This is a genomic window from Catenuloplanes sp. NPDC051500 (assembly GCF_044454585.1).
Classification (GTDB): Bacteria; Actinomycetota; Actinomycetes; order Mycobacteriales; family Micromonosporaceae; genus Catenuloplanes.
Genome location: NZ_JBITDX010000009.1, coordinates 327743 through 353148 on the forward strand (window position 1 = coordinate 327743; position 25406 = coordinate 353148).

Annotated in this window: 20 protein-coding genes; 6 read left to right on the top strand and 14 right to left on the bottom strand. The window is 71.7% G+C overall.

Annotated features, from left to right (window positions below):
• Nucleotides 1–198: 198 nt before the first annotated feature.
• The 3 genes from ACIA8K_RS20880 to ACIA8K_RS20890 form a co-directional block, all read right to left on the bottom strand.
• Nucleotides 199–498, bottom strand: coding sequence for a DUF1905 domain-containing protein (locus tag ACIA8K_RS20880; RefSeq protein WP_396061524.1), 300 nt, complete (start codon nt 496–498; stop codon nt 199–201).
• The gene (locus ACIA8K_RS20885; RefSeq protein ID WP_396061527.1) at nt 495–1082 is read right to left on the bottom strand and encodes a class I SAM-dependent methyltransferase; all 588 of its coding nucleotides are present in this window, start codon (nt 1080–1082) and stop codon (nt 495–497) included. The genes ACIA8K_RS20880 and ACIA8K_RS20885 overlap by 4 nt, the downstream gene beginning before the upstream one ends.
• Before the next feature lie 91 nt (nt 1083–1173).
• On the bottom strand, nt 1174–2040 hold the full coding sequence (locus ACIA8K_RS20890; RefSeq protein WP_396061529.1) for a helix-turn-helix domain-containing protein: 867 nt from the start codon (nt 2038–2040) through the stop codon (nt 1174–1176).
• A 140-nt stretch (nt 2041–2180) separates the two neighbouring features.
• Here ACIA8K_RS20890 and ACIA8K_RS20895 point away from each other — a divergent pair, with 140 nt between their 5' ends.
• Entirely contained in the window at nt 2181–3191 is a 1011-nt protein-coding gene (locus ACIA8K_RS20895) for an alcohol dehydrogenase catalytic domain-containing protein (RefSeq protein ID WP_396061531.1), read from the top strand.
• A gap of 4 nt (nt 3192–3195) precedes the next feature.
• Here ACIA8K_RS20895 and ACIA8K_RS20900 read toward each other — a convergent pair whose 3' ends face one another.
• Nucleotides 3196–3762: a GIY-YIG nuclease family protein gene (locus ACIA8K_RS20900; RefSeq protein WP_396061534.1), complete on the bottom strand. Its 567-nt coding sequence runs from the start codon at nt 3760–3762 to the stop codon at nt 3196–3198.
• 76 nt (nt 3763–3838) lie between these two features.
• Here ACIA8K_RS20900 and ACIA8K_RS20905 point away from each other — a divergent pair, with 76 nt between their 5' ends.
• Nucleotides 3839–4507: a VOC family protein gene (locus tag ACIA8K_RS20905; protein ID WP_396061537.1), complete on the top strand. Its 669-nt coding sequence runs from the start codon at nt 3839–3841 to the stop codon at nt 4505–4507.
• On the opposite strand, the gene ACIA8K_RS20910 is transcribed toward ACIA8K_RS20905, so the two are convergent.
• From ACIA8K_RS20910 to ACIA8K_RS20930, 5 genes are read right to left on the bottom strand one after another with little or no spacing between them, the layout of a single operon-like run.
• Entirely contained in the window at nt 4482–5270 is a 789-nt protein-coding gene (locus ACIA8K_RS20910) for a carbohydrate ABC transporter permease (protein ID WP_396061539.1), read from the bottom strand. The genes ACIA8K_RS20905 and ACIA8K_RS20910 overlap by 26 nt on opposite strands.
• Nucleotides 5267–6166 carry a carbohydrate ABC transporter permease gene (locus ACIA8K_RS20915; RefSeq protein ID WP_396061541.1) on the bottom strand — a complete coding sequence of 300 codons (900 nt, stop codon included), beginning with the start codon at nt 6164–6166 and terminating at the stop codon, nt 5267–5269. The genes ACIA8K_RS20910 and ACIA8K_RS20915 overlap by 4 nt, the downstream gene beginning before the upstream one ends.
• Nucleotides 6163–7401 carry an ABC transporter substrate-binding protein gene (locus tag ACIA8K_RS20920; protein ID WP_396061543.1) on the bottom strand — a complete coding sequence of 413 codons (1239 nt, stop codon included), beginning with the start codon at nt 7399–7401 and terminating at the stop codon, nt 6163–6165. Before ACIA8K_RS20920 ends, ACIA8K_RS20915 begins: the two co-directional genes overlap by 4 nt.
• Nucleotides 7402–7410: 9 nt before the next feature.
• The gene (locus ACIA8K_RS20925; RefSeq protein WP_396061545.1) at nt 7411–10206 is read right to left on the bottom strand and encodes an MGH1-like glycoside hydrolase domain-containing protein; all 2796 of its coding nucleotides are present in this window, start codon (nt 10204–10206) and stop codon (nt 7411–7413) included.
• Between the two features lie 24 nt (nt 10207–10230).
• Entirely contained in the window at nt 10231–12045 is a 1815-nt protein-coding gene (locus tag ACIA8K_RS20930; RefSeq protein WP_396061548.1) for a glycoside hydrolase family 127 protein, read from the bottom strand.
• Nucleotides 12046–12190: 145 nt separating this feature from the next.
• Between ACIA8K_RS20930 and ACIA8K_RS20935 the strand changes: the two genes are divergently transcribed.
• Complete coding sequence (locus tag ACIA8K_RS20935) at nt 12191–13216, top strand: LacI family DNA-binding transcriptional regulator (RefSeq protein WP_396061551.1); 1026 nt, start codon at nt 12191–12193, stop codon at nt 13214–13216.
• On the opposite strand, the gene ACIA8K_RS20940 is transcribed toward ACIA8K_RS20935, so the two are convergent.
• Nucleotides 13211–14404, bottom strand: coding sequence for a cellulose-binding domain-containing protein (locus ACIA8K_RS20940; protein ID WP_396061554.1), 1194 nt, complete (start codon nt 14402–14404; stop codon nt 13211–13213). The two genes, ACIA8K_RS20935 and ACIA8K_RS20940, sit on opposite strands and share 6 nt — an antisense overlap.
• A gap of 153 nt (nt 14405–14557) precedes the next feature.
• Here ACIA8K_RS20940 and ACIA8K_RS20945 point away from each other — a divergent pair, with 153 nt between their 5' ends.
• From ACIA8K_RS20945 to ACIA8K_RS20955, 3 genes are all read left to right on the top strand, one after another.
• Nucleotides 14558–17050: a DUF6493 family protein gene (locus tag ACIA8K_RS20945; RefSeq protein ID WP_396061556.1), complete on the top strand. Its 2493-nt coding sequence runs from the start codon at nt 14558–14560 to the stop codon at nt 17048–17050.
• Nucleotides 17051–17201: 151 nt separating this feature from the next.
• Nucleotides 17202–19763: a glycoside hydrolase family 97 catalytic domain-containing protein gene (locus ACIA8K_RS20950; protein WP_396061559.1), complete on the top strand. Its 2562-nt coding sequence runs from the start codon at nt 17202–17204 to the stop codon at nt 19761–19763.
• A gap of 122 nt (nt 19764–19885) precedes the next feature.
• Nucleotides 19886–20350 carry a hypothetical protein gene (locus ACIA8K_RS20955; protein WP_396061562.1) on the top strand — a complete coding sequence of 155 codons (465 nt, stop codon included), beginning with the start codon at nt 19886–19888 and terminating at the stop codon, nt 20348–20350.
• 22 nt (nt 20351–20372) lie between these two features.
• On the opposite strand, the gene ACIA8K_RS20960 is transcribed toward ACIA8K_RS20955, so the two are convergent.
• From ACIA8K_RS20960 to ACIA8K_RS20975, 4 genes are read right to left on the bottom strand one after another with little or no spacing between them, the layout of a single operon-like run.
• Nucleotides 20373–21596: an MFS transporter gene (locus tag ACIA8K_RS20960; protein WP_396061564.1), complete on the bottom strand. Its 1224-nt coding sequence runs from the start codon at nt 21594–21596 to the stop codon at nt 20373–20375.
• A gap of 48 nt (nt 21597–21644) precedes the next feature.
• Entirely contained in the window at nt 21645–23585 is a 1941-nt protein-coding gene (locus ACIA8K_RS20965; RefSeq protein ID WP_396061567.1) for an Hsp70 family protein, read from the bottom strand.
• A gap of 33 nt (nt 23586–23618) precedes the next feature.
• Entirely contained in the window at nt 23619–24209 is a 591-nt protein-coding gene (locus tag ACIA8K_RS20970) for a peptide chain release factor-like protein (protein ID WP_396061569.1), read from the bottom strand.
• Complete coding sequence (locus ACIA8K_RS20975) at nt 24206–25291, bottom strand: RNA ligase RtcB family protein (RefSeq protein WP_396061571.1); 1086 nt, start codon at nt 25289–25291, stop codon at nt 24206–24208. Before ACIA8K_RS20975 ends, ACIA8K_RS20970 begins: the two co-directional genes overlap by 4 nt.
• Between the last annotated feature and the right edge of the window lie 115 nt (nt 25292–25406).

The following is a 25406-nucleotide window of genomic DNA, read 5'->3' on the forward strand; positions in this document are numbered from 1 at the left end:
ACCCGGAAGACCCCCCCCGCCGCTGCAAGCGGGACCGGCACACCCACCACCGAGACCCTGGCGGCTCTGCGCGCCCTTGCGACGCCGCTGAATGGGCGCTCAGAGCCGCAAGGATCTAGATGGGCGCGAATTGCCGGGTATGCACGTACGCCAGGTCGGGAAGTGGGAGATCCGGGTAGCGGCACAGCGGGGCAGGGATCAGCCCGCGAGTACCTCGACAGTGACGGCGGCCAGATCGCCCACGCCCAGCTTGTTCCTCTCGCGGACCGCCCGCTTGACCGGCAGCACGTAGGCGCCCCGCTTGCTGTCCGGGAAGATGGAGGTGGACCACTCGCTGACGCCGATCGCGGCGCGGACCTTGACCGCGCCGAAGCCGCGCCGCAGCCCTTCGGTCAGGTGTTTGATGTCCTCGGAGACGTCCTCGGGCAGGCTGACGAACGTCCAGCTCTCCCGGCGGGCGTCCCACTCCCACAGCGGCGCCTCGAACTCGACGATCATCGGGTGAGCACCGCGACCAGGAAGTCGGAGTCCGGGCCGAACGGGCGCAGGTCCCACGTGCCGAGCAGCAGCGACTGGGTCAGGCCTGCTTCTTTCACGTCGGCGAGGTAGGCGTCGAAGTCGTAGCCGCGGCCGGCGCCGAAGCCGGTGATCAGGCGGCCGCCGTCGGCCAGGTGACCGGCGAAGCGGCGGAGGATCTCCACGCGGGTGGACGGCGCCACGAAGGTCAGCACGTTCCCGGCGCAGACGATCAGGTCGAAATGGTCAGGCAGTTCCAGTGCCGACAGGTCGCCGACGAGCCACTGCGATCGGGGGTACGACGTGCGCGCGTCCTCGATCAGCGCCGGGTCCAGGTCGACGCCGGTCACTGTGTGCCCGGCCTCGGCCAGCCGCCCGCCGACGCGCCCGGTGCCGCAGCCGGCGTCCAGGATGCGCGCGCCGCGCGGTGCCATCGCGTCGATCAGGCGGGCCTCGCCGTGGAGGTCGGCGCCGCGGGCGGCCATGTCCCGGAACCGCTTGATGTACCACTGCGAATGGTCCGGGTTCTCCGCGAGCTGCCGCAGCCAGAGGTTCTCCTCGGTCATGACGCGTCCCTCATCCCGTACCCGTGAAGATCTGCTCGTGCTAACGGTAGCCGGGCCGGATCGGGGGGAGCAGGACGGGCCTGCGGGCGGGTCAGACGTGTTCGGGAACGTCCGCGGGCGACGACGCGGTCCACTGGGCGAGCAGCCGAAGCGCGGTGTGCGCGGGCGTCCCGGCGGCCGCGGTGTAGACGAACAGCGTCTGCTCCGCGTCGTCCGGCAGGGTCAGTGCCTGGTAGGTGAGCGTCAGCTCGCCCACCACCGGATGCCGGTACCGTTTCGTCCCCGATGTCCGGGCGAGTACCTGGTGGTCCGCCCACCACCGCCGGAACTCCTCGCTGTGCACGGACAGCTCTCCGACGAGCGCGGACAGGTCCGGATCGTCCGGCTGCCGCCCGGCGTAGAGCCGTAGCGCCGCCACCGTCTCCGCCGCGATCGTCGCCCAGTCGGCGTGCAGCTCGCGCGCGTTCCCGTCGAGGATCACGAACCGTGCGTAGTTGCGGTCGCGGGCGGGCAGCGCGTGCAGATCCCCGATCAGCGCGCGGGCGGTCCGGTTGATCGCCAGCACGTCCATCCGCCGGCCGAGCAGCAGCGCCGGGCTCGCGGCAAGATCCAAGGTCTCCATCAGCTGGTACGTCGCGGGCGCGATCCGCTGCGGCCGGCGTGGCGGGCGGCGGCGCTTCACCGGGGGCCGGGCCAGGTCGAACAGGTGCGCCCGCTCCGCGTCGTCGAGCCGCAGCGCACGGGCGATCGCGTCAAGCACCGTGTCCGACGGGTTCAGGTTCCGCCCCTGCTCCAGGCGCACGTAGTAGTCGACGCTGACGCCGGCCAGCGCGGCCAGCTCCTCGCGCCGCAGCCCTTTCACCCGCCGGCCGCCGTCCTTGGGCAGGCCGATCTCCTCCGGCTGCAACCGGGCACGCCGGGACCGCAGGAACGCGCGCAGGTCGTCGTTGTGGCTCACGTACCCAAGTGTGCAGTGGTGTTCGGGGGTGTCGAGGGCGCTGGGTGTTTCCGCCGTTCCTAGGTTCGGGCGGGCCGGTTATCGCGTGTTCGCAGGCCCTCCGGGCGGCTGTGATTGGTGCACATCCACTGGAGGTTCTGATGCACACCGTTCGTTCCGCACAGGTCAGCGCGCCCGGCGCCGCGTTCGAGATCGTCTCCGGGCCGCTGCCCGAGCCCGGCCGCGGGCAGGTCCGCATCGCGGTCGAGGCGTGCGGCGTCTGCCGTACCGACTCGGCGTTCGTCAACGCCGGATATCCGGTGACGTTTCCGCTCGTGGCGGGCCACGAGATCGCGGGCCGCATCGACGCGCTCGGCGAGGACGCCGAGGGCTGGGCGGCCGGCGACCGGGTCGCGGTCGGCTGGTTCGGCGGCAACTGCGGCGTCTGCGTGCCGTGCCGGGCCGGCGAGGCGATCTACTGCGAGCGGCTGCAGGTGCCGGGCTGGGCGTACCCCGGCGGCTTCTCCGAGTCTGTGGTCGTTCCGTTGTCCGCGTTGGCGCGCATCCCGGACGCGATCACCGCGGTCGAGGCCGCGCCGATGGGCTGCGCGGGCGTGGCCACGTTCAACGCGCTCCGCCGCAGCGCCGCCCGGCCCGGGGACCTGGTCGCGGTGCTCGGCCTCGGCGGGCTCGGCCACCTGGGCGTCCAGTTCGCGAACCGGATGGGCTTCGAGGTGGTCGCCGTCGCGCGTGGGGCGGCCCGCGCGGACGACGCGCTCGCGCTTGGCGCACACCACTACATCGACGGTACGACCGAGGACGTCGTCGCGCGGCTCCAGGCGCTCGGAGGTGCGACGGCCGTGCTCAACACGACGAACAGCTCCGCCGCGATGACCGCGGCCTTCGACGGCCTCCGCCACGGCGGTGAGCTGCTCGTCGTCGGCGTCGACCCGGCGCCGATCGAGGTCAGCCCGTTCCAGCTGGTCCCCGGCGGCAAGTCCGTCCACGGCCACCCCTCCGGCACCGCCCGCGACGTCGAGGAGACGCTGCGCTTCGCGGCCCTGACCGGCATCCGCCCGATCACCGAGACCGCACCGCTTGCCGAGGCGAACGCGGCCTACACCCGGATGATGTCCGGCGAGGCCCGCTACCGCATGGTCCTGACCAGCTAGTACGTCACGGGTGGCTGGAGGCGTTGTAGGCGGCCTTCGCGGCGACCACCGCCGGCTGGACGTGTTCGGGCCGTACGCCTGACACGTTCAGCGGCGGATGGAAGCGCCGTACGAGGTCGGCCTCGATGGCCTCGGCCTCCGGGTCCTCGGCCCAGGTCAGGCGCAGGTTGGCGTGCATCCACCGGGTCAGCCGCGCCTCGTCCTCCGGGACCAGGACGACCCGGTCCGTCCAGGTCGTCCGGTACCCCTCGGACAGGAGCAGCCCGGCGAGCGTGCGGCGCAGCGTCGAGCTGCCCGAACGCCGCAGGTGATTGCGCAGGATCCGGCCCCGGAGGCTGGTCGCCCGCCCGAGGTACAGCAGGCGCAGCGACGGCACCTCGTCGTTCGCCGGCCCGCTCAGCTCGGGAAAGACCGAATGAGCGGCCCACCAGGCGTAGACGCCGCTCCCGCGGCCGAGCTGCTTCGACGCGACGTCGAGCGCGAACGGCGCCCCGGACAGCAGCCGCAGCGCCTCGTCGGTCCGCTCCGGGTCGGCGTGCAGGCCATCATCGCGCAATTCGGGATTAATCATCGAGCCCATGCTACGGGCCGGAGCGGTCGGGGCTTAATCGGTTGTCAGGCCGGGGGAGCGTGCCTACGGTGCGGGGATGCGGACGCTGACGGTGACCTTCGATGCACGCGACGTGGACGGCTTGGCGCGTTTCTGGGCCGGGATGCTCGGCCGCGAGCCGCTCCGCGACGGCGACGCCGTTCGCCTGCCGGGCGAGGGCGGCCAGCTCGGCCTCGCGTTCGTGACCGGCCCGGAGCGGAAGCCCGGCGCGCGCAGCATGCATCTGCACCTGACCAGCGCCACAGTCGACGATCAGCAGCGTACGGTCGAGGCCGCGCTCACGCTCGGTGCCGGTCACCTCGACGTCGGTCAGCTGCCCGCGGAGGGGCACATCGTGCTCGCCGATCCGGAGGGCAACCCGTTCTGCGTGATCGAGGCCGGTAACAGGTTCCTGGCCGGCTGCGGGTTCCTCGGCGAGCTGGCCTGCGACGGCACCCGCGACGTGGGCGTGTTCTGGAGCGAGGCGCTCGGCTGGCCGCTGGTCTGGGACGAGAACGGGGAGACCGCGATCCAGTCCCCGGCGGGCGGCACGAAGATCGCGTGGGGCGGCCCGCCGCTCGACCCGAAGGACGGCCGCAACCGCCAGCGGCTGGAGATCGACGGCGAGGCCGGCCACCTGATCGCGCTCGGCGCCCTCCGTCTCGGCGACGGCGAGCTGGCCGACCCGGACGGCAACGAGTTCACCCTCGCAGCGCCCCGGACATGAACCCCCGTACGTAACTGCGCTGCAGCACCACGAAGAGCAGCAGGCACGGCAGCGCCATCAGCGTCACGCCCGCCTCGAGCGCCGCGTAGTCGATCGCGCCGAACGTCGCGGTCCGCATGTTGACCACCGCAAGGGTAAGCGTGAAACGGTCAGTCGAGTTGAGCAGGATCAGCGGCGCGAAGAACTCCGACCAGCTGGACAGGAACGCGAACAGCGCCACCGTCACCAGGCCGGGCCGGACCGCGGGCAGCATCACCCGTACCAGCACGCCCAGGCTGGACGCGCCGTCGACCTGGGCGGACTCCTCCAGCTCGCGGGGGATCGCGGCGAACGAGTTGCGCATCATGAAGATCGCGAACGGCAGCTGGAACATGATCAGCACCAGGCTCAGGCCGAGCAGCGAGTCCTGCAGCCCGACCCAGCCGAGAAGCACGTAGAGCGCGATCAGGATCGTGGCGTAGGGGACCATCAGGATCGCGAGCGTGACAAGGAACAACGCGTCCCGCCCGGGGAAGCTGAACCGCCCGAAGGCGTAGCCGCCGAGCGTCGCCACAAGCAGCGTCCCGCCCACGGTGAGCGCTGCCACGGTGAGACTGTTGACCACGTGGTAGCCCCGGATTCCGCTGTCGTCGGTGAACAGTCGGGCATAGTTCTCCAGGCCGAAACCGTCGCGGGTACGGACGGAGGCGTACCCGCTCCACAGCAGCGGGAACAGGAAGAGGATGGCGAGCGCGCCACCAGTGACGGGCTGCACGAGTTTCATGGGGCACTCCGGCGACGTAGGACGGCCAGCTGCACGAGCGACACCGCGACCAGCACGGCAAGCAGCGCGACGGACACGGCCGCGGACGCACCGAGGTCCAGCTCGATGAACGCCTTGCGGTAGATCACCATCACAAGCGAGGTGGTCGAGTTGTCCGGCCCGCCGCGGGTGAGGATCCAGAACTGGTCGAACGCGAGCAGCGACCCGGTCACGATCAGTGTCAGGACCAGCGCGATCGTGGTCCGCAGCAGCGGCAGCGTGATGTGTGTGAACGTCTGCCACCGCCCGGCGCCGTCGAGCTTCGCGGCCTCGTACACCTCGGTGGGGATGGCCTGCAGGCCGGTGAGCAGGATCAGCATGTTGAACCCGGCGAACCGCCACAGCACCAGCAGGATCGCGGCGCCGAGCGCGGCCGCCGGGCTTCCGCTCACGCTCACCACGCCGCCGAACGGGCCGATCTCCGCGCTGAGCAGCCCGAGGAACAGCAGCGACGCGCTTGCGAACCCGACCGCGGCCGGCAGGAAGAACGCGGTCCGCAGCAGTCCCACCCCGCGCCGCGGACGCTGGACCAGCAGCGCCATCCCGAGCGCGGAGCCGAACAGCAACACCGTGATGATCAGCGTGTACGTGGCGGTGAACCGGGCCGCGTCGCTCAACAGCACATCCCCGGCGAGTCCTGTGTAGTTGGCGGGCGCGTTGATCCGGGGGATTCCCAGCAGCGGCCAGCGGTGCAACGACATCCAGGCCACCAGCCCCAGCGGTACGACGAAGAACGCGCCGACCATGAACGCGACGGGTGCGGCGTAGAGCAGCCCGGTCAGCGCGTGCCGGCGTCGCCGCGTTCCGGCAGTGGTGGGGCGAACCACCACGGCCGGGCGCGACAGCGTGGTCGTCACTTGGCGAGCGAGGCGGTCAGCGCGGACGCCCCCTCGGCAAGCGCCGTGTTCGCGTCACCGAACAACGCGCCCCGGAAGGTGGCGATCCACGGGCTCTGCGGATCGTTGTAGGTGGCGTTGAAGTTCTTCGCGTAGGGCGTGCGGCCCTTCGCCAGCAGCGAGTTGATCGCGACCACCCGCGGATCCGCGCTTGAGTACTTGTTGGCGGCCAGGTCGGTGCGCACCGGCACGCCCTTGCCCTTGGCGATCACCTCGACCTGCGCCTCGTCGCCGAGCGTCCAGGACAGGAAGTCCCAGGCCGCGTCCGCGTGCTTCGAGGTGGCGCCGACTCCGATCGCGTCGCCGCCGACGAACGTGGACTCGCCGCCGCCGGGCCCGCTGATCGGTGCCACGCCGAGCGTGAAGCCGGCCTTCTCCTCGATGATGCCGAGCCACACGCTCGGCGCGGGCGCGATGCCGATGTTTCCGCTCTGCAGCGCGCCCAGCCAGGTCGGCCCGGCCTCGTCCTTCGACGCGGGCGCGGCCACGCCCTCCTCGAACAGCGCGCGGTAGATCGCGAACACCTCTGCCATCTCCGGCCCGTCGATGCCGCTGGCGGTGCCGTCGTCGTTCATCACGTCGCCGCCGGCGGCCCAGACGGACGGCCACAGCGTGAACACGGTGCAGCCGCCGCAGTTCCCGCCGAAGTAGGTGCCGTTGACGTCGCCGCCGAGCTTGTCGATTGTCCGTGCGTGGTCGGCGAACTCTTTCAACGTTGTGGGCGGCGTGGCGGGGTCCAGCCCCGCCCGGGTGTAGAGGTCCTTGTTGTAGAGCAGCACGGACATGTCGATCGTGTGCGGGACCGCATAGGTGCGGCCCTCCCAGGTGCCGTTCCGCACGTGCGCGGGCGAGACCTTGTCCGCCACCGGGAGGGCCGTGAACCTGTCGGTGATGTCCAGCCAGAGGCCCTGGGCCGCGTACTGCGGTGCGAACACCACGTCCGCGGCGAAGAGGTCGGGCAGCGCCCTCGCGCCGGCCGCGGAGGCGAGCTTCGCCGGGTACTCCTCGTTCGGGTACGCGGTGACCTCGACCGTGTCCTCGTGCGTGGCGTTGTACGCCTCCGCATAGGCCTTGGACACGGTCTCGGTCGCGGCCCTGGTCCACAGCGTGACCGTGACCGGGCCGTCCGCCACGGCCTGGCCGCCACAGCCGGCGACCAGGAGCACGGCAGCGGCGCCGCCGATCCACAGCTTCACATCAATCTCCTAAGGGGTATAAGCCTGCAACTCCGTTATTCCGGTCTTGAACCCGGACGCGTGCGTGACCTGGATCCGGAACCGCTGCGCCGTGACCGCGGTGAACCTGACCGTGTTGTAGTTCGATCGCGGCGCGGCCTGGGTGGCCACTGAGACCCAGGCGGAGCCGTTCCAGTACTGCACCGTGTACGAGGACGGCGGCCGATAGCGGTTCGCGGCCCGGTCGTTGCGGAAGTACGCGCGGACCTCGCTCACCGGCCTGGCGGCGCCGAGGTTGACCTCCAGCCAGTCCGCCGCGTTCGGCGAGCCGTAGGTGCCCCAGACCGGCTCGTTGATCGGGTAGCCGTCGACGGCGGCGGCGCCACCGGTCCCGGACGCGGTGTAGGACGCGCTTGTCGTGGCGCCCTTGAACACGTTCGCGGCGCTCAGGTTCGTGCCGGACTTCGCGAAGACGTCCACGATCCGCGCGCTGCTCTGCGTCACCTGGGCCGGCGCCTGCACACCCGGCACCGCCGCGCTGTACGTGACCGCCCCGCCGGACGGCAGCGTCACCGCGCCGGTCGCCGGGTTGTAGACGACAGGGGTCAGCCGGTCCACTGTGAACGCCCGCGTCCCGTTGAGATACACCGAGTAGCCCTGCGGGAAGCCCGGATACCGCGTCACACCGTCCGCCGGGTCGTCCCAGACGATCGACAGGTCCGCGTTGCGGTAGCGCAGGTTGTTCGCCGCGAAGTGTGACCAGCCGATGCCGATCGGGGACAGCTCGATCTGCGCGTCGTTGCGCGGGCGCAGCCCCATTACGTCCTCGATCACGGTCCAGTTGCTGCTGCCGAGGATGTTGTGGTGGATCCAGGACCGGTAGTCGATGGTCTTTGTCGCGGCGTTCCAGTCCGCCCAGAACTCGTTCGCGTCCGGCCAGGCCGTGTTTCCGCCGATGTACTGCGCCCAGGCGTTCCAGTAGAGCAGTTTCTTGTAGTCCTCGGCGTTCATCCACTGGTTGGGGTAGTTGCGCAGGACCGAGGAGTAGAGCCGGAACTGCACCGTCGAGTTGATCGTGGAGAAGTTGTTGCTGCCGGGCTGGCCGGCCGCCGCTGCCGCCGCCTTGTCCCGCTGGTTCGCGGTGAAGAACGGGAAGATCGGGTACTCCGCCGGGTCCGCGTAGAGGCGCAGCGCCTGCTTGTACGTGTCAGTGTTCGGCATCGCGCCGACCGAGAACGGATAGTAGTTGTTGATCTCCTTCCACGGCACGTGCGCGTTCGTGGCCACGTGCCGGTGCTCGATCAACTGTGTCTTGGGGTTCCACAGCACGGTCACGATCGCGTTCCGCACCCGGTCCGCGATCGCCTGCATCTCCGCGGCCTTCGCGGTGTTCCCGGCGACCGTGTAGGCCTGCGCGGCGGCGAGCGCGTTGCTGTAGACGTACGCCGACTCCGCCCGGTCGAGCTGGCCGGAACGCCAGTGGAACGAGACCGCGTCCGCGTCGTTGCCGGTCAGCGCGCCCCAGTCGTACTCGATGAGGCCGTTGTTGTCGTGGTCGTAGAACGACAGCTGGCCCTTCACGTCGCCCTCCGCGTAACGGGCGAGCTGGGCGGCGATCGCCGGCTGTCCACCGTGGATCTGGTACGCCCGCCACGCCGCCTCGGAGATGTACTGGGTGTACGAATTCGACCAGTTCTCCGGGTCGCCCGGGTTGTCCACGAACCGGCCGCCCTTCGACACCTGACCCACAGACACCCACGGCCCGTACGAGTAGACCGGATCGCGCAGGTATTTTAGATCATCGATGTGCATGGGCTGGGTGAGCACTATCGCGTTGTTGTAGCCGAGCGCGCCCTCCACCGAGACCGGGAACTGGAAGTCCTGCCCGGGGATGTCCGCGTCCAGGTGGTTGAAGCGCATCAGCCACCAGCGGTAGTAGATGGTCTTCTTGATCGCCGGTTCGGGCACGTCGAGGTAGGGGATGTTCTGCGCCCACCAGCGGTTGTACGCGCGCACGTGGGTGGCGAACGCGGTGTCCGCCGCATAACCCCGGTAGGCGTTGTACTCGGTGAGCGACTCCGGGATCTCGTTGGCGACGAAGCCGAGCACGATCTTCGTGGTGACTGTCGCGCCGGCCGCGACTGTGAGACTGCGGTTCAGCCCGCCGCCGGTGGCCGTGAAGCCGTCGCCGGACAGCCGCGGGTACAGCGTGGTCAGGTTGTTCTTCACGCTCGTCTGACCAGTCAGTTCGTTGCCTGAGCCGCTTGTCGCGTACGGCGAGGTGGCGCGCAGGGTGAGGGTCGCCGCCGCGCTCCCGCTGTTGGTGATCGCCAGATTCGCGACCGCCACGTTCTGCTGCGTGATGAACTTGGTCTGATTGATCCGGATATTTCCGGACGTGTGGACTGACCGCCAGTGGCTCGGCGCCTGCCACCGCTGCGCGACCTGCTCGGTGAACGTCCCCGGGCTCGCGGTCACTGTGAACGCGGGCTGGTCGTTGATGCTCTCCCAGTACGCCACCTGCCCGCCGAACCCGAGCGTGCCCGGCGTGTGCGTCTTCATGAACAGCGCCCGCCCCCGGCTCATCAGCCAGGTGCCGGCCGGATCGTTTCCGGACCGGGACAGCAGCCGGTCCATCCAGAAGTCGGTGCCGCCGGCTTCCGCGTCGTAGATCGCCTGCATGGTGCTGCCGGTGCTGAGTGCGGCCGGCGCCGCCGGAATGCTGCCACCGGTGAAGGTGGGGTATCCGATCGGTTGTGCTGCTCGGGCCGGCACGGCCGGCGTGAGGAGTGCGAGGACGAGCGCGGAGCTCAGGGCGATCCGCATCGCGTCACCTCCTGGTGAGAGGGGTCAGGTCGGCATGACGGGCAGCCAGACGCGCATCGTGGCGGGACCACGACGGGCCCAGCGGTGGTACGGCACGAGCGGCACGACGGTGGGGGTTCCGTGCGCGCAATCGTCGCCATTGCTGCGGTACGGCCAGCGCGCGTCGGTGGGATCCGCGAACCGGCCCTTCACGACGGCGGCCCCGGGGGCCTCCGACGCGTCGACCATGAGGTGATCCAGGTTCTGCCGCGCGTCAAGCGACTCGACGCACATCACCAGCGGCCCGGCCTCGACCGCCACGCACCCGCGCACCGCGTCGATCCGCGGGTCCGGCCGTGTCCACCGCGGGGTGACCGGCAGGTGCAGCCGCACCACGTCGCCGCGGATGAAGTCGCGCCGCACCCGCACCGCCGTGCCCGGCTCGACAGGCAGTCCGTCCACCGTGGCGCCGGCGGCCCAGGCCGGGATGCGCAAGGTCAGCACCCGTTCGCCCTGGTCCGCGCGGCGCACCTCGATCGCGACATCGCCGTCGTCCGGATAGCGGGTGCGCACGGCGAGCGTCAGCCCGCCCGCGGTGACGTCCATGCTCGCGTACTGGTGGAGCTGCACGCCCTCGGCGCTCGACGTGACCAGGTAGGCCGGGAGCGAGGCAAGCAACCGTGCCACGTTCGGCAGGCAGCAGGAGACCTCGAAGAACGGCGCGCGCGGCCCTCCGCCGAAACGCAGCTGCGCCCGGTCTGCGGGCACGAACTCGGTGGGCGTGCGCTGGTGCAGCGTGTGCGCGTAGAAGAACGCGCGGCCGTCGTCGGCGATCGCGGTGGCGACCACGTTGTAGAGGATCCGCTCGACGATGTCGCCGTACCGCACGTCGCCGGTGGCAAGCAGCAGCCGGTGGGCCAGCATGATCGTGGCGACGCCCGCGCAGGTCTCCGAGTACGCACGGTCGGGCGGCAGCACGAAGTCGTCGCCGAACGACTCGTCCTGATGCCGCGACCCCATGCCGCCGGTCAGGTAGGTGCGCCGGGCCAGCGTGTGGTCGAACTGGCGGACCACAGCGGCCAGCAGCTCGGTGTCGCCGGTCTCCACCGCCACGTCCACGGCGCCGGCGGCCAGGTAGAGCGCGCGCACCGCATGGCCCCGCAGCGAGGTGGCGTCCCGGACCGGCGTGTCGTCGAGGAAGTAGGTCCAGCCGAACTCGTGCTCCGGAAGCGTGCGGTGGCCGCGCCGGTCCACGAACGCCGCAGCCTGCTCCAGGTAGCGAACGTCGCCTGTGACCCGGTACAGCTCCACGAGTGCGGTCTCGATCTCCGGGTGGCCGCAGATGCCGGGGTCGATCCGCACGACATGGTCGGCGGCGCGGCGGGCGACCTGCAGAAGACCAGGTGCCTTGCCGGTACGGGCGGCGGCCACCCCGGCCTGGATGAGGTGGCCGAGGCAGTAGAGCTCGTGCCCGAAGTTCGGATCCGACCAGCGTGCATGCTGCCCGTCCCGCCCGTGCGCCGTACCCAGGTAGCCGTCTTTGTCCTGGGCTTCGGCCACCAGGGCGGTGAGCGTGCCGATCTCGGCGGAGTGGTCGGCGTCGTCCCAGCAGTAGGCCTCGAGCAGCTTGTAGATCTCCGAGTCGGTGAACTCGCGGCCGGTGTGGTGGGCGGGGTCGCGGAAGTTCTGCGTCCAGCCCATCCGGTCAAGCCAGGCGTGGGCGTGCGGCAGGATCCCGGACGCGTTCAGCGCACGCCGATCGGCCCAGAAACCGTGCCCGGTGAGCCGCACGGACTCCGGCGAGACCGGCCGGAACGCGCCGGACGACGGCACCACGGGTCCACACTCGACTGCTCTCACGCCGGCCTCCGTCGATGTGTCGAAAACCTTTTCGGGAATCCTGACACCGGGTTACTCCACTGTCAACGGTCGATGTCGTGCCGATTTCGCGAGGCACCGTGCCGCTATGCTGACTCGAAAATCTTTCGATCTGGCGGGGGTACGAGTGGCGAGGCAGCGGACGCAGGCCGTCACCCTGACCGACGTGGCCCGGCTCGCCGGCGTCTCGGTCGCCACCGCCTCCAAGGCGCTCAACGCGCGCGGCGAGGTCGCACCCGCCACCCGGCAGCGGGTGCAGGCCGCGGCGGACGAGCTCAAGTTCTCGCCGAACATCCTGGCCCGCGGCCTGATCTCCGGGAACACGCGGACGATCGGCCTGCTCACCGACGAGCTGTCCGCGGCCCGGTTCACCATCCCGGTGCTGCTCGGCGCGGAGAACGCGCTCGGCGACGAGCAGATGAGCGTGCTGCTCTGCGACGCGCGCGGCGACGCGATCCGCCGCCGGCACTACATCCGCACGCTGCTGGCCCGGCAGGTGGACGGCTTCATCATCCTCGGTGATGCGAACGACGTCCGGCCGTCGCTGACCAGGGACATCCCGGTGCCTGTGGTCTACGTCTACTGCGAGTCCGACGACCCGGCCGACGTGTCGATCGTTGCGGACGACGCGGGCGGCGCCCGGCTCGCCGCCCGCCATCTCGTGTCACTCGGCCGCCGCCGGATCGCGCACATCACAGGTGACCACGGCTACCGGGCCGCCCGGGACCGCGCCGCCGCCTGGGCCGAGGTCATGATCGACTCGGGGTTGACGCCGGTCGGCGAGCCGCTCTTCGGCCAGTGGTCGCAGCGCTGGGGCCGGCACGCCGCCGCCATGCTGCTCTCCACCCACCCGGACGTGGACGCGATCTTCTGCGGCAGCGACCAGATCGCGTACGGCGTCACCGAGGCGCTTCACGACCTCGGCCGCTCCGTGCCGGACGACGTGGCAGTGGTCGGGTACGACAACTGGGAGGTGATCGCCGCCGAGTGCCGCCCGCCGCTCACCACAGTCGACCTCAACCTCGAACAGCTGGGCGCGGCCGCGGTCAAGCACCTGTTCGCGGCGCTCGACGGCGCTCCCGCCTCCGGGGTGGTGCGCATGCCGACCCGGCTCATCGTGCGTGAGTCCACGGGTGTGGCACGCCGGTCATAGCCCGTACCGGCTCTTCAGATGGCGCCACCAGTCGCGTGCCATCCACTTGTCGAACTCGGTGATCTGGGTGGCGCTGCCGGCCTTCATCAGGAAGCCGCCGACGCCCGGGTCCCAGTCGTAGAAGTCGTCCAGGCCGAGGCCGTGCCCGATCTCGTGCAGCAGGATGTGCTGGTTCTCCTGGTTGAGCGAGTTCACGTAGTACTCGCTGCCGACGCGCTGGCCCCAGTCGCCGCCCGCGCCACCGCTCATGCCGGCCGTGAGCCACAGCGACATGTCGTAGTGGTGGGCGTACCCACCGGGGCAGTTGGGGTATGAACCGCTCTGGTTGAAGAAGCGGCCGCACGGCTCCGCGCACTGCGGCGCGTTCTCCCGGATGTTGTTGACGTAGATGTCGACGGAGTTGTCGGTCCACTGCAGCGTGTTCCGGTCCCGGACCGCCCAGCCGACCACGTTCACCGGCACGTTCGTGTACGGGAAGCCGTCGAAGCCCGCCATCGCCGCGATCCACTTGTTGAACTGCTGCCCGAGCTTGACCTCGATCTGGTCCCGCAGCGCCGCGCTGACCGGGGCTGACGAGTCCCACCGCACGCAGTAGTTGATGCTGCCCTGCGCCGCGGTCAGCTGGTCCCAGATGTAGTTGCGGAACCCGTAGAGGTTGCCGTAGGTCTCCTCCTGGTGCCGCCAGACCGCGTCAAGCGCGCCGGTCAGGTTGGCCGGCGGGTTCCAGGTGCTCGGCTGCGGTGCCGGCGTGGTCGGCGCCGGCGTGGTCGGGGCTGCCGTCGTCGGGGTCGCGCTGCCGGTGCAGGTCACGCCGTTGAGCGCGAAGCCGGTCGGCGTCGCGGTGCTGCCGGTCGCGTTGAACCCGACTGTCGCTTCCGCGTTCGTGGCGAGCGTGCCGTTCCAGGCCGCGTTCGTCACGGTGACCGCGCCGCCCGACTGCGTGTACGACCCGTTCCACAGCTGGCTGATCTGCTGCCCGCCGGGGAACGAGAACGTCAGCCGCCATCCGGTGACCGCGTCGCCGAGGTTCGTCACCGAGACGGTGCCGCTGAACCCGCCACCCCACTGGCTGGGCGTGGAGTAGACCACCCGGCATCCGGCCGCGGCCGCCTGTGCCGTGGCCACCATGACCCCGCTGGCCGCCATGGCCACCGCGATCATGCCCGCGATCAGCGACGGTTTTCGCATCGATCTCATGATTCACGCCCTTCGTCTGCCGAAAACCTTTTCGGGCACCCTAGGCATTTATATAGCTCGATGTCAATGTGTCGCACTGGCGCGCTAGGCTCCGGCGGTGACTTCAATATGGGCATATGTCCCTCCAGTGGCGGGGCGGACGCGATGAGCACGGCGCTGCTTGAGGCGGCCGAGAGCGGTGACCTCGACCGGGTGCTGGCGCTGCTGCCCGCGATGGACCGCGCGGCCCGCCGGTCCGTGGTGGGCCGGCTGACCAGGGCGTACAAGGCGCTGGACGACGCGGGCCGGGACGGGCGGATCGGCAACCGCCGCGACGCCACAGCGATCGCGGCGCTGGGCTGCCAGACCGAGCCGGCCGCGACCGCCACCTTCATCCTGCGCATGCGGCGGGTCAGCCCGAACGTGGCGTACCGCTGCATGAGCGTGCTCGCCGACCGGGACCCGGCGTGGCTCGGCGACCTCGCGCACCGGCTGGCCGCCTCGTTGCGGGTGCCGCAGGCCGGCCGCTTGTACGTCGACCGGGAGAACTCGGACCTCTTCGCGCTCGTCCAGGAGCTGGTGCGGGCCTCCGGAACCGCGGCGCCTGATGGTGAGGCCTATGCGGCCGCGTGGGGCAGGTCCGTGTGGCGCTACCCCCGCGAGGTCGCGCGCGAACTGGCCGAGTTGAGGTCCGACCCGCACACGCCGGTGCTGATCCCGCGCCTGCTGGAGCTGACCGGCTTCGGCGTGCAGCTGGACCAGAACGACTGGGGCGGCGAGATCGCAGCGCTTGCGGAGTCCGGCCACCTCGACCGCGGCGTGCTTCTCGACCGCGCGGCCGGCCGGCTGCTGACCGGCGGCCGTCCGGCCGAGATGCGTGGCTTCTGGACGTTCCTCGACGCGCTCGCCCCCACCGAGGACGAGCTGGCCGCGATGACCGCCGACTGGGTCCGGCTGACCGCGAGCGCGGACTCGCCGGTCGCGGTCCGGGCCCAGGCGATCCTGCAGCGGCTGTCCGAGGCGGGCCGGCTGGACACCGGCGCGCTTGCCGAGGCCTCGCGCGACGTGCTGCTGCGCCCGGAGAAGGTGCTGGTCCGCGCGCAGCTGAAGATGCTTGCCGCGGCGCTGCGGCGCACCCCCGCGGACGCGGCGGAGCTGCTGCCGGTGATCGCTGTCGCGTTCGGGCACGAGGACAGCGCGCTCCAGCAGGCGGCGTGGAAGCTGGTCGCGCCGCACGTGCCGCCGGCCGGGGATCCGCTGCGCGCGGAGCTGGCCGAGGCCGCGACGCTGCTGACGCCGGACCTCGCCGCCCGCACCGGGCTCATCGCCGCGGCGGCGTCAGTCGTGGACGCGTTGCCGCCGGTCTCGTCACCGGGCCGCCTCGCGCCCGCGCCCGCGACCGTGGTCGAGCTGGCCCAGGAGGTGGCCGCGCTTGTCGCGCTGCGCGGCGATCACGCGGCGCCGGCCGACCGGGAGCGGGTGCTCGACGGCCTGGTCCGGCACGCCTACCGGGACCGGGAGAAGCTCGCCGCCGAGCTGCGCCAGGTGACGCGCAAGCGGCTGCCCCACGACCGCATCCACGAGGCGCTTGCCGCGGTGCTGGACGGCACGGAACCCAGCACCGAGCCGCTCCGCGGGGTGGCGCGGTGCCACGGGCACAGCCGGTGTGCGATCTGCGTCTTCCACGCGGCCTGGACGGTGCGGGTGCGCGAGGCCGCGTCCGCGATCCTGACCACCCCGGTGCCGTACCTGCTGGCCACCCCGGCCTGGGAGAACGGCGCGGTCGACCCGGACGAGCTGCTGGAGCGCCTGACCGGGTACGCCCGGGACGGCGTGCGTGCCGGCCACGCGGACCTGGACCAGGCGCTGCTGCGGGTACGCCTGCCGGAGCCGGCCGGCCGGGCCCGGCTCTCCGCCGCGGCCACCGCGCTCGGCACGCCGGACGCCGTCCGCTACGCGCGGTGGCTCGACGGCGGCGGCATCACGGCCGGCCGGACCCCCGAGCTGCCGCCCGCCCGGCTGCCCGCGCTGGACGACGGCTTCTCCGAGCCGTTCACTCTCTTCGGCACCGGGCTGGGCAGCGGCTGCCACTACCACGAGGAGCGCGGCCCGCTGCCGCGCTGGCTTGCGGTGCTCCCGGTGCACCGCGAGCACCTGGCGGCACAGATCAACCACTACGGCGACCGCGAGGAGTTCTGGCCGGACCTGCCGCTGCTTGTCGAGGCGGACGGTCCCGCCGGTCTCGCCGTCACCACGCTTGTCGCCCGTGCGATCGCCGGTGCCACCTCCAGGACCGTGGTGAGCATCGTGGACGCGGTGCTCCAGCTGACCGCGCGCGGCGAGTTCGACGCGGCGGGCTGCGGCGCGCTGTTCGCGGACCGGCGCCTCGCCCCGGACTGGCAGACAGTCCTCGGCGAGGTGGCGCGGGCCGGCGCGCACGCCACGGTCTGGGCCGTGCTGTCCGCGGCGCTGCCCGCCCTGCTCGCCGCCGATGAGCGCCCGCACCGGTTCAACGCGGTGCTGTCGCTGGCAGCCGACTGCGCCGCCCGGTCCGGCGCGACAGGTGCGATGCCGGGCCTGGACGCGCTCGCGGACAGCGGCGGTTCCTCGCAGACCGTGAAGCAGGCGCGGCGGCTGCGCGACGTCCTGACCGGTTGATCAGTCTTTGCCGATGCCTTCGGGAGCTCGGCCGGGGTCCGCACCCGGCCGCGCAACCGCCCCGCGACGAATTGACGCCGGGCATTGTCCTGAGCGTGGCGGTGCGCATAGGGTCGGGGAAGGCATCGATTTCTGTCGTTGGGGAGACTTCGTGCACCTGTTGCTGACCGCTGCCCTCGTCGTGTCGCTCGTGCCCGGTGCGCCGGGTGGGCGGGCGGCGCCGCAGGAGTGGGCCGTGCCCGGACCGTCCGGCGGGGTGACCGCGCGGGTCACGCTTGATGAGGGGCGGCTCGCGTTCGGGGTGGACGGGGTGCTTGCGGCCTCACCGATCGGGATCCGGACCGCGGCGGCCGACCTCGGCGCCGGGCTGACGTTCGTGTCGCGTGGCAACCGCGAGATCCGCGAGACCTACACGATGACGACCGGCAAGCAGCTGCAGCGGGACACCGCGCTGCGCGAGTCGACGTTCTCCTTCAGCGGCGCGGGCGGGGCGCGGCTCGATCTCGTGGTGCGGGTGTCGGACGAGGGCGCCGCCTACCGGTACGTGCTGCCGGGGGCGAGCGTCACGGTCACCGGCGAAACGTCGTCCTGGGCTGTTCCCGCGGATGCCACCGCCTCCCTGCTGCCGTACTCGCCGAATTACGAGGAGGCCTGGATCCAGGGCGCGGCCGGCGCCGTACCCCGGGCGGATTTCGGTTTCCCTGCTCTTTTCCGCATCGGCGGCACCTACGCCCTGCTTACCGAGTCCGATGTGGACGGCCGCTATGACGGCGCCCGGCTCCGGCACACCGGCGGCGGGACCTACGCGGTCACGCTTGCCGACGCGGCGATCACCTCGGCCGGGCCGCTCGCCACGCCCTGGCGCGTCGCGATCGTCGGTGATCTCGCCACCGTCACGGAGAGCACGCTTGTCGACGACCTGGCCCCGCCATCGAAGATCACAGACACCTCGTGGGTACGCCCCGGCGTCGTCGCCTGGTCGTGGCTGTCCGAGCACTCCAGCCCGTCGGATCCGGTCCGCCAGCGGCAGTACATCGACTTCGCCGCCCGCAACAGCTGGCCCTACGTGCTGATCGACGAGGGCTGGGACGCCTCCTGGGTCCCCGAGGTGGTCCGCTACGCCCGCGCCCGCGGCGTCGACGTCATCCTGTGGCTGCACTGGACCCGGCTCGACACCGCGCAGGAGCGCGACACCCTGCTGCCACTGCTCACGTCGTGGGGCGTGGCCGGCCTGAAGATCGACTTCATGGACTCGGACAGCCAGGCCAGGTTCCGCTGGTACGACAAGATCCTCCCGGCCACCGCCGCGCTCAAACTGATGGTCAACTTCCACGGCGCCACCACACCCCGCGGCCTTCAGCGCACCTGGCCGCACGTGCTGACCCAGGAGGCGGTCCGCGGCGCCGAACAGTTCCGTACCCGCGCCGCCACCAACACGATCTTCCCGTTCACCCGCAACGTCGCAGGCGGCATGGACTACACGCCGGTCACCTGGGCGGTCACCGACCGCGACACCACCGACGCGCACGAAGTCGCGCTCTCCGTCGTCTACGAGTCCGGCTGGCAGCACCTCGCCGACCGCTTCGAGACCTACGAGGCGCACCCCGAGGCGCTTCGCACGCTCAACCAGATCCCGACCGTCTGGGACGAGACGCGCCTGCTCTCCGGCGAGCCCGGCAGTTCCTCTGTTCTCGCCCGCCGCTCCGGCGACCGCTGGTGGGCGGCCGGCCTCAGCGCCACCCCCGCCAGGAACCTGCCCGTCGCGCTCGGCTTCCTTCCCACCGGCCGCTGGCTGGCCGAGACGCTTCGCGACGGCGACCACGGCCTGGTCCGCGAGTCCCGGATCGTCCGCCGCGGCGACACGCTCACCGTGCCGCTCGCGGCCAACGGCGGCTTCGTGACCGCGCTGTGCCCGTACACCGGCTCGGCGACCTGTGACCGGCCGGTCGAGCAGGTCCCCGCCACCACCCTGACCGTGACCCCGCCGACCGCGGAGGCCCAGCCCGGCGCGACAATCACGGTGGCCGCGACCTTCACGCTCCCGGCCGGCGGCCCGATCACCGACGTCCGCCTGGCCCCAGCCGCCGGCGGCACCCCCGTGACGGCCGCCCGGCTGAACGGCGGGGAGTCGCTCACCGGCTCCTGGCCGCTCACCGTGCCCGCCGGTACGGTCGGCGCCGTCGACCTGCCGATCGTGGCGACCTACCGCTGGCGTACCGAGACCGTGCACGTCGAGCAGGCGGTCCGTCTCTTCGTGCCGCCGCCCGTGCCCACCGGCAACGCGTGGGTCAGCGACCTGCCGTTCCTCAGCGAGTCCAACGGCTACGGGCCGGTCGAGCGCGACCGGTCCAACGGCGAGCAGGCCGGCGGTGACGGCAACCCGCTCACGCTTCACGGCACGGTCCACCCGAAGGGCATCGGCACGCATGCGCCGGCCGAGGTGACCGTCTGGCTCGGCGCCGCCTGCACGTCCTTCACCGCCCTCGCCGGCATCGACGACGAGGTGACCTCGCCCGGCTCCGCCACCTTCGAGGTTCTCGGCGACGGCCGCCTGCTGACCGGCACCGGCGTCCTGCGCAGCGCCGACCCGGCGTACGGCGTGACCGCGGATGTCACAGGCGTCCGCCGCCTCACCCTGCGCGTCACCGACGGCGGCGACTCCAAGAACTTCGACCACGCCGACTGGGCCGCGGCCCGCCTCACCTGCCGCTGACCGACGGCCCGGTGCGTGACGCCGGACGGACGACCCTGCGCGGGCGACACGCCGTTACCGCGTACGGAACGTGCGCGTTGGGCGGGCAAGGGACGTCCGGGACGACGGTACGGGGTACGACTGTGGCTTTTTGGCGACGCGGCGGGCAGGGCACCAAGGGGCAGTACGACGAGGTGGTGGTGCTCGGGCGGCAGGTGATCACGTCGGCGTACCCGTCGGAGTTGGAGCTCTTCGACGACGTCGCGGCGGAACTGCGCCGGGGACGGCCGCTCGTCACGCGGGCGGCTCGCGAGGCCGACCTCGGCGTGGTCTCCTCCGTGCTGCTGTCGGTGCTCTCCTACCTGTCCGCCGCGGCGGTCACCGGAAGCACCGAATGGGCGGTGGCCACGATCGGCGACGCGGGCGAGCGTCGCCTGGCCGCGCTGCTGACCCGCCAGAGGCCCGCGGTCGCGCTTGAACCGGAGGAGGAATCCGCGGTCTACGCCGAGGTGGTCGCGGCCGCGGAGCGCAACGGGCTGACCCGGAGCCGCGGCGAGACGATGGCCGCGGCGGTGATCGAGGCGCTGCGGCTGCGCGGGCGGGAGTGAGGAAGCCCCGGCCCCGGCCCGTTCAGCGCGCGGGCAGATGCCTCCGGCCCGCGGTGACAAGCGCCAGCAGGCAGAGCACCCCGAGCGCGGTCAGTCCGAGCAGCGGCCCGGTGGTCCCGGTCGTGCCCGCCATCGCGGCCAGCAGCGTGGGCGTGAGGAAGCCGGTGTACGCGATCGCGTAGAACACGCCGGTCAGCCCGGCCAGGTCGGACGGCCCCGCGATCCGCTGCACCTCAAGGATGCCGGACACCATGCCGACGCCGATCCCGCCGCCCATCACCACGGCCACGGCCAGGCCGGCCATCCAGGACTGCAACTGGTTCGCGGCCGCGGCGAGCGCGACACCGACCGTGATCACCGAGATCGCGATCACCAGCCCGCGGGCGCTGTCCACCCGGTCCAAGCGCTTGGCCCACGGCTGCACCAGCGCGGACGTACCGAGCGCGAGCACGCAGAGCAGCGTCGCGTACCCGATGCCGAGGGTGCCTGTGGTCTTCTCCAGAAGCACCGGGAGGTAGCCGTAGGTGAGGGACGGCGCCACGAACAGCCACGGCGCCGCGACCGCGACCACGCGCACGAACCGGCGGTGCCCGGCGGCCGGCACCCGCAGCCTGCCGGACAGCGGGCCGGGCGAGCCCGCGGTCTCCGGCGCGCGCAGGACCAGCCAGGCGAACGGCACGGTCAGGACCACGTGGATGAGGTACGGCAGCTGGAGCGCCCACGGTCCCCACTGCGCGATCAGGCCCGCGACGAGCGCGCCGGTGGCCGAGCCGAGCGCGAACGACGTGGTGGCCCGGCGCGCGCCCGAGCCGGCGTCCGCGCGGAGGTCGTAGGGCGGCTGGGACAGTTCCTTCAGCCAGCTCGTCCCGACGCAGGTGGCGGTGCCGACCGCGATCCCGGCGAGGAACCGGCCCACGCAGATCATCAGTGGGCCGGAGCCGCCGAACGCGAGCGCGGTGCTTGCGGCGAGCGCGGCAAGCACGCCGCCGAACATGACCGGGCGACGGCCGTAGCGGTCCGAGAGCGCGCCGCTGAGCAGGAATGCCGGGCCGAGGCCGAGCACGTAGACGCCGAGGAACCCGTTGACCGCGAACGCGGAGTAGTGCTCGCGCTGCTTGTAGAGCAGCAGCAGCGGGCTGAACTGGTTGCCGGCCCAGGTGGAGAAGAACATGACGGCGTAGACGGAGATCCACGGCCGTTTCGCTGTCGCGGGTGCCGTGACCGGGGCAAGGAGCGTCGCCGTCATACGGACGACGCTACCGCCTTGTATGCAACGATGCGTACAAGAAGTGGCCTAGGACGCAAGCAGATTGGCGAGTGTGGCGGCGGTGTCCGCACGCAGCGCATCAGTCACCGCGTACCGCTCCGGACCGTCGTAGCGGATCTCGTCGCTGCGGACCCAGAAGTCAAGCGCGAGGTTCCGGTCCGCCCGCGCCATACCGATCCGCACATAGCCGGTGGGCGGCCGCACCTCATACCGGAACGCGCGGTCCCCGGCTCCGGTGACGTCCTCAACCGTCACCGTCGTGCCGTCCTTCGCCAGCTCCTCGGTGTCCCGGCGGAGGACGCCCAGCCAGCCGGTGGAGACGCCGGCCGAGGTCCAGTCCGTGATGTCTGCGGTGAGCACGCCGACGTCACCGCCCCGGGTCGTGTACCCGAAGTAGCACAGGATCGTCGCGCGGTTGCCGTTGATGCTGGTCATCGTGGGGCTGGGATCGGGCACGAAGAACTCCATCACCTCGGTGCCCACCACGTCCCGCAGATGGTCGTGCTCGATCTTGTCGCAGACGTCGACAGGTGGGGGATAGGGGGAGAGGGATGGCGCGGGGGACGGGCTCGCGGACGGGCTGCCGGTGCGGCTCGGCGGGGCGCTGGGGTCGGCGGCGTTCACGTCGGAGGATCCGTTGTTGAGCACCACGACGATGAACAGCAGCAGGGCGAGCAGCATCCCGATCCCGATCAGCGCCGGGCCCGGACTCTGCCAGGGCGGGTCGGCCCCAGGCCGGGCATCGGCGGGCGCAGGCTCTGCGGGCGAAGACTCTGCGGGCAAAGGCGCTGCTAGCAAAGGCGCTGCTAGCAAAGGCTCTGCGGGCAAAGGCTCTGTGGGCAGCGGGCCGCCCGGCCGCAATCCGGCCGTCGCGGGCTCCGGTGGAGGAGCGCCCGAGGTCATCGGAGGCGTCCCGGATATCTGGGCAACCGATGCCGTCGGCGTCGCCAGGGCCCCCAGCGCCACCACCAGCTCCGGCTGCTCCAGCACCACAGGCGCTACCCCGAACGCCCGATGCAGCAACACCGCCGCCAGCGGGATCCGGCTCGACCCGCCCACCATGAAAATCGCCGCCGGCGTCCCCGTCTCCGGCCCCGCCGCACGCAGCGCAGACCGGGTCGCGGCCACCGTCCGCTCGATCACCGGCCGCGCCACCAGCTCGAACTGCGGCCGCCCGAGCACCGACTCCCGATCCAGCAACGGAACGTAGACGGACGCGGACGCGCCCCGGGACAGCATCTCCTTCGCGCCGCGTACCTCCTCGCGCAGCTGCCGTGCGGCCCGCCGGTCCGCCGAGTTGGCAGGCATCAGCAGCCGCTCCCACGCACCGCCGGCGTCCGGCATCGTCGCGGCAAGCACACCCAGCACGGCCTCGTCGATGTCCAGGCCGCCGGCATCCGGCAGACCCTCACTTGCCACCACCACGAACCCCTCGGCGGTACGGGTGAGCACGCTCGCATCGAAGGTGCCGCCGCCGAAGTCGTACACCACCGCGGTCCGGCCCACCGGCACGTCGTGCCCGAGCGCGGCCACCCGGTGCGCGGCCGCGACCGGCTCCGCCACCAGTCGCGGCGCGCCCAGTCCGGCACGCGTGGCCGCCGCGGTCAGCACGGCCCGCCGGTGCGGCCCCCACGCGGCCGGATGCGTCAGCACCACCTCACCCGCGCCCGGCGCCTCCGCGGCCACCCGGCCCAGCACCGCCGCGATCACGTCCTCGACCTGTAGCTCGCGTGCACCGAGCAGCAGCACACCGTCGTCGATGCGCCGTTTCGGCCACGGCTCGAACGCGTCCGGCCGGCTGCCGCCCCACTGCACCGCGTCCCGCCCGGTGTGGATCCGGTCCGCGTCCACGCAGACCGCGGACGGCAGCAGCGGGAAGCCGTCGAAGAGCAGCGGCCGCGCCCCACCGGCCGGTGTGGACACGGCCGCGGCGGTATTTGATGTGCCGAAGTCGATACTCAGCGCCACCGCACGAGCGTAGGCCGGGGAACGGGCCCCGCTCTACGGCCGTTCGGTGCGAATCGGGTCGCCGCGGACGAGATCGTCGTGGACCTCCCACCGCTGCGTCTTGAGCCGCTCACCGGCCGCGGCGTCACCGGCCTCAAGCTTCTCCCGCAGCATGCGCAGCGCAAGCGTGCGGTTCAGCCCGAACCTGCGCTCCGCGTCCGCGACCACGACCAGGCCGGACGGGCGGTGGGTGGCCCGCACCGAGGAGCTGACCTTGTTGCGATGCTGGCCGCCGGGCCCGCCGGTGCGGATCGGCACGATCTCCACATCGGACTCGTCGAAGACCGTGACCGGCGCGCCGACCCGCACGGGGGCGGCGATGACATACCAGTTCTTACGGCTCGTCGTGCGGTACGGCGACGCGGCCTGCCAGCACAGCGTCCCGGTCCAGGACGCGGCGAAGGACTCGTCGCCGATCTCCAGCAGCACCGACCGGAACGTGCCGGCCCGATCCCCGGCCACCTCCTCGACGCGGGCGACCGGGGCCTTCGCCCGCGCGGCCTCGCGCTCCAGCCGCTGCACCAGGCGCGCCACCGCCCACGTGCACTCCTCCGGCCCGCGCCCGGCCGAGACCAGCAGGTTCATCGCCGCCCACCCTTCTCCGCGGTCTTGTACGTGACCACCGGGTGCGTGCTGACCACAGGCGTCGCAAGCTTGTGCTCGACCAGGTCGTCGATCACCCGCTCGATCTTCTTGTACGCGGTCGGCGCCTCCTCGAACAGCAGCTGCCGGTCGCCGCACACCACGAACGAGCCCACCGGCGTACGCCGCAGCTCCTCCACCGTGTGCTTCGCCTTCCCCCGCCGCAGCGCGTCCGCCCGGGACATCTTCCGCCCGGCGCCGTGCGCCACCGAGTAGTTCGCGTCCGCGCCCGCATGCGCCGCGACCAGGTAGGACGCGGTGCCGCGGGTGCCCGCGACGAGCACGTCGCGCCGGTCGCCGTTCGCCGCGCCCTTGCGGTGCAGGTAGAGCCCGCCGACCATCTCCACCGAGTTGTGGCACTCGTCCACAATCGGCTCCTCCGGCACCGCGCCAAGCGCCAGCGCGACCCGCGCCGCCATCAGCCGCCGGTTCAGCGAACCCCACCGGACCGCCTCGTCGTGCGCGGCCAGGTAGGCGTCCACGTCCGCGGCCGGGCCCGCGCCGTGCACCTCGGTGTGGGCGCGCAGGATCCGCTCACCAAGCCCGCGCGAACCGCTGTGCACGATCAGGACCAGGTCGTGCGGGTGCAGGCCCAGCCGCTCCGCGTGCGCGTCGTCGTGCACCGCCTGCACCCGCGCCAGCTCCACGAAGTGGTTGCCGCGGCCGACCGTGCCGAGCTGCTCTCCGTACCCTGCGGGAATCTCTTGATCTATCAGTTCGTCGCCCGGATCGAGCGGGCGGTCCAGATCCGGGAACCGTGCCGCCAGCCGCTCCGGCGCCGGCCGCTTGATCCGGATCGGGAACACCGCGATCCCGCACCCGATGTCCGAACCCACAAGGAACGGATACAGCACGCGGGACGACATCGCCGCCCCGATCGGCGCCCCCTTGCCCGGATGCAGGTCAGGCATGGCGGCGACATGGACCATCCCGTCGAGCGCGGCCACCTGGTGACACTGATCGAGCGCATCGGACTCGATCCAACTCGACTCGGACGCGAAAACGGACACACTGGCCTTGGGCACGGAGAACTCACTTCACCAGATCTGGAGACACGCGGACGCACGGCACAACCCGGGCGTTTCGCCACCGGGGGCCGATTTCACTGATTGCAGTCCGTCAGTACGTCATGCCCGAGAT

Bases quoted from the DNA above. Each gene is read 5' to 3' on its own strand.
- ACIA8K_RS20880 (WP_396061524.1), bottom strand. From the start codon at position 498: ATGATCGTCGAGTTCGAGGCGCCGCTGTGGGAGTGGGACGCCCGCCGG.
- ACIA8K_RS20885 (WP_396061527.1), bottom strand. From the start codon at position 1,082: ATGACCGAGGAGAACCTCTGGCTGCGGCAGCTCGCGGAGAACCCGGAC.
- ACIA8K_RS20895 (WP_396061531.1), top strand. From the start codon at position 2,181: ATGCACACCGTTCGTTCCGCACAGGTCAGCGCGCCCGGCGCCGCGTTC.
- ACIA8K_RS20900 (WP_396061534.1), bottom strand. From the start codon at position 3,762: ATGATTAATCCCGAATTGCGCGATGATGGCCTGCACGCCGACCCGGAG.
- ACIA8K_RS20905 (WP_396061537.1), top strand. From the start codon at position 3,839: ATGCGGACGCTGACGGTGACCTTCGATGCACGCGACGTGGACGGCTTG.
- ACIA8K_RS20910 (WP_396061539.1), bottom strand. From the start codon at position 5,270: ATGAAACTCGTGCAGCCCGTCACTGGTGGCGCGCTCGCCATCCTCTTC.
- ACIA8K_RS20925 (WP_396061545.1), bottom strand. From the start codon at position 10,206: ATGCGGATCGCCCTGAGCTCCGCGCTCGTCCTCGCACTCCTCACGCCG.
- ACIA8K_RS20940 (WP_396061554.1), bottom strand. From the start codon at position 14,404: ATGCGAAAACCGTCGCTGATCGCGGGCATGATCGCGGTGGCCATGGCG.
- ACIA8K_RS20945 (WP_396061556.1), top strand. From the start codon at position 14,558: ATGAGCACGGCGCTGCTTGAGGCGGCCGAGAGCGGTGACCTCGACCGG.
- ACIA8K_RS20960 (WP_396061564.1), bottom strand. From the start codon at position 21,596: ATGACGGCGACGCTCCTTGCCCCGGTCACGGCACCCGCGACAGCGAAA.
- ACIA8K_RS20970 (WP_396061569.1), bottom strand. From the start codon at position 24,209: ATGAACCTGCTGGTCTCGGCCGGGCGCGGGCCGGAGGAGTGCACGTGG.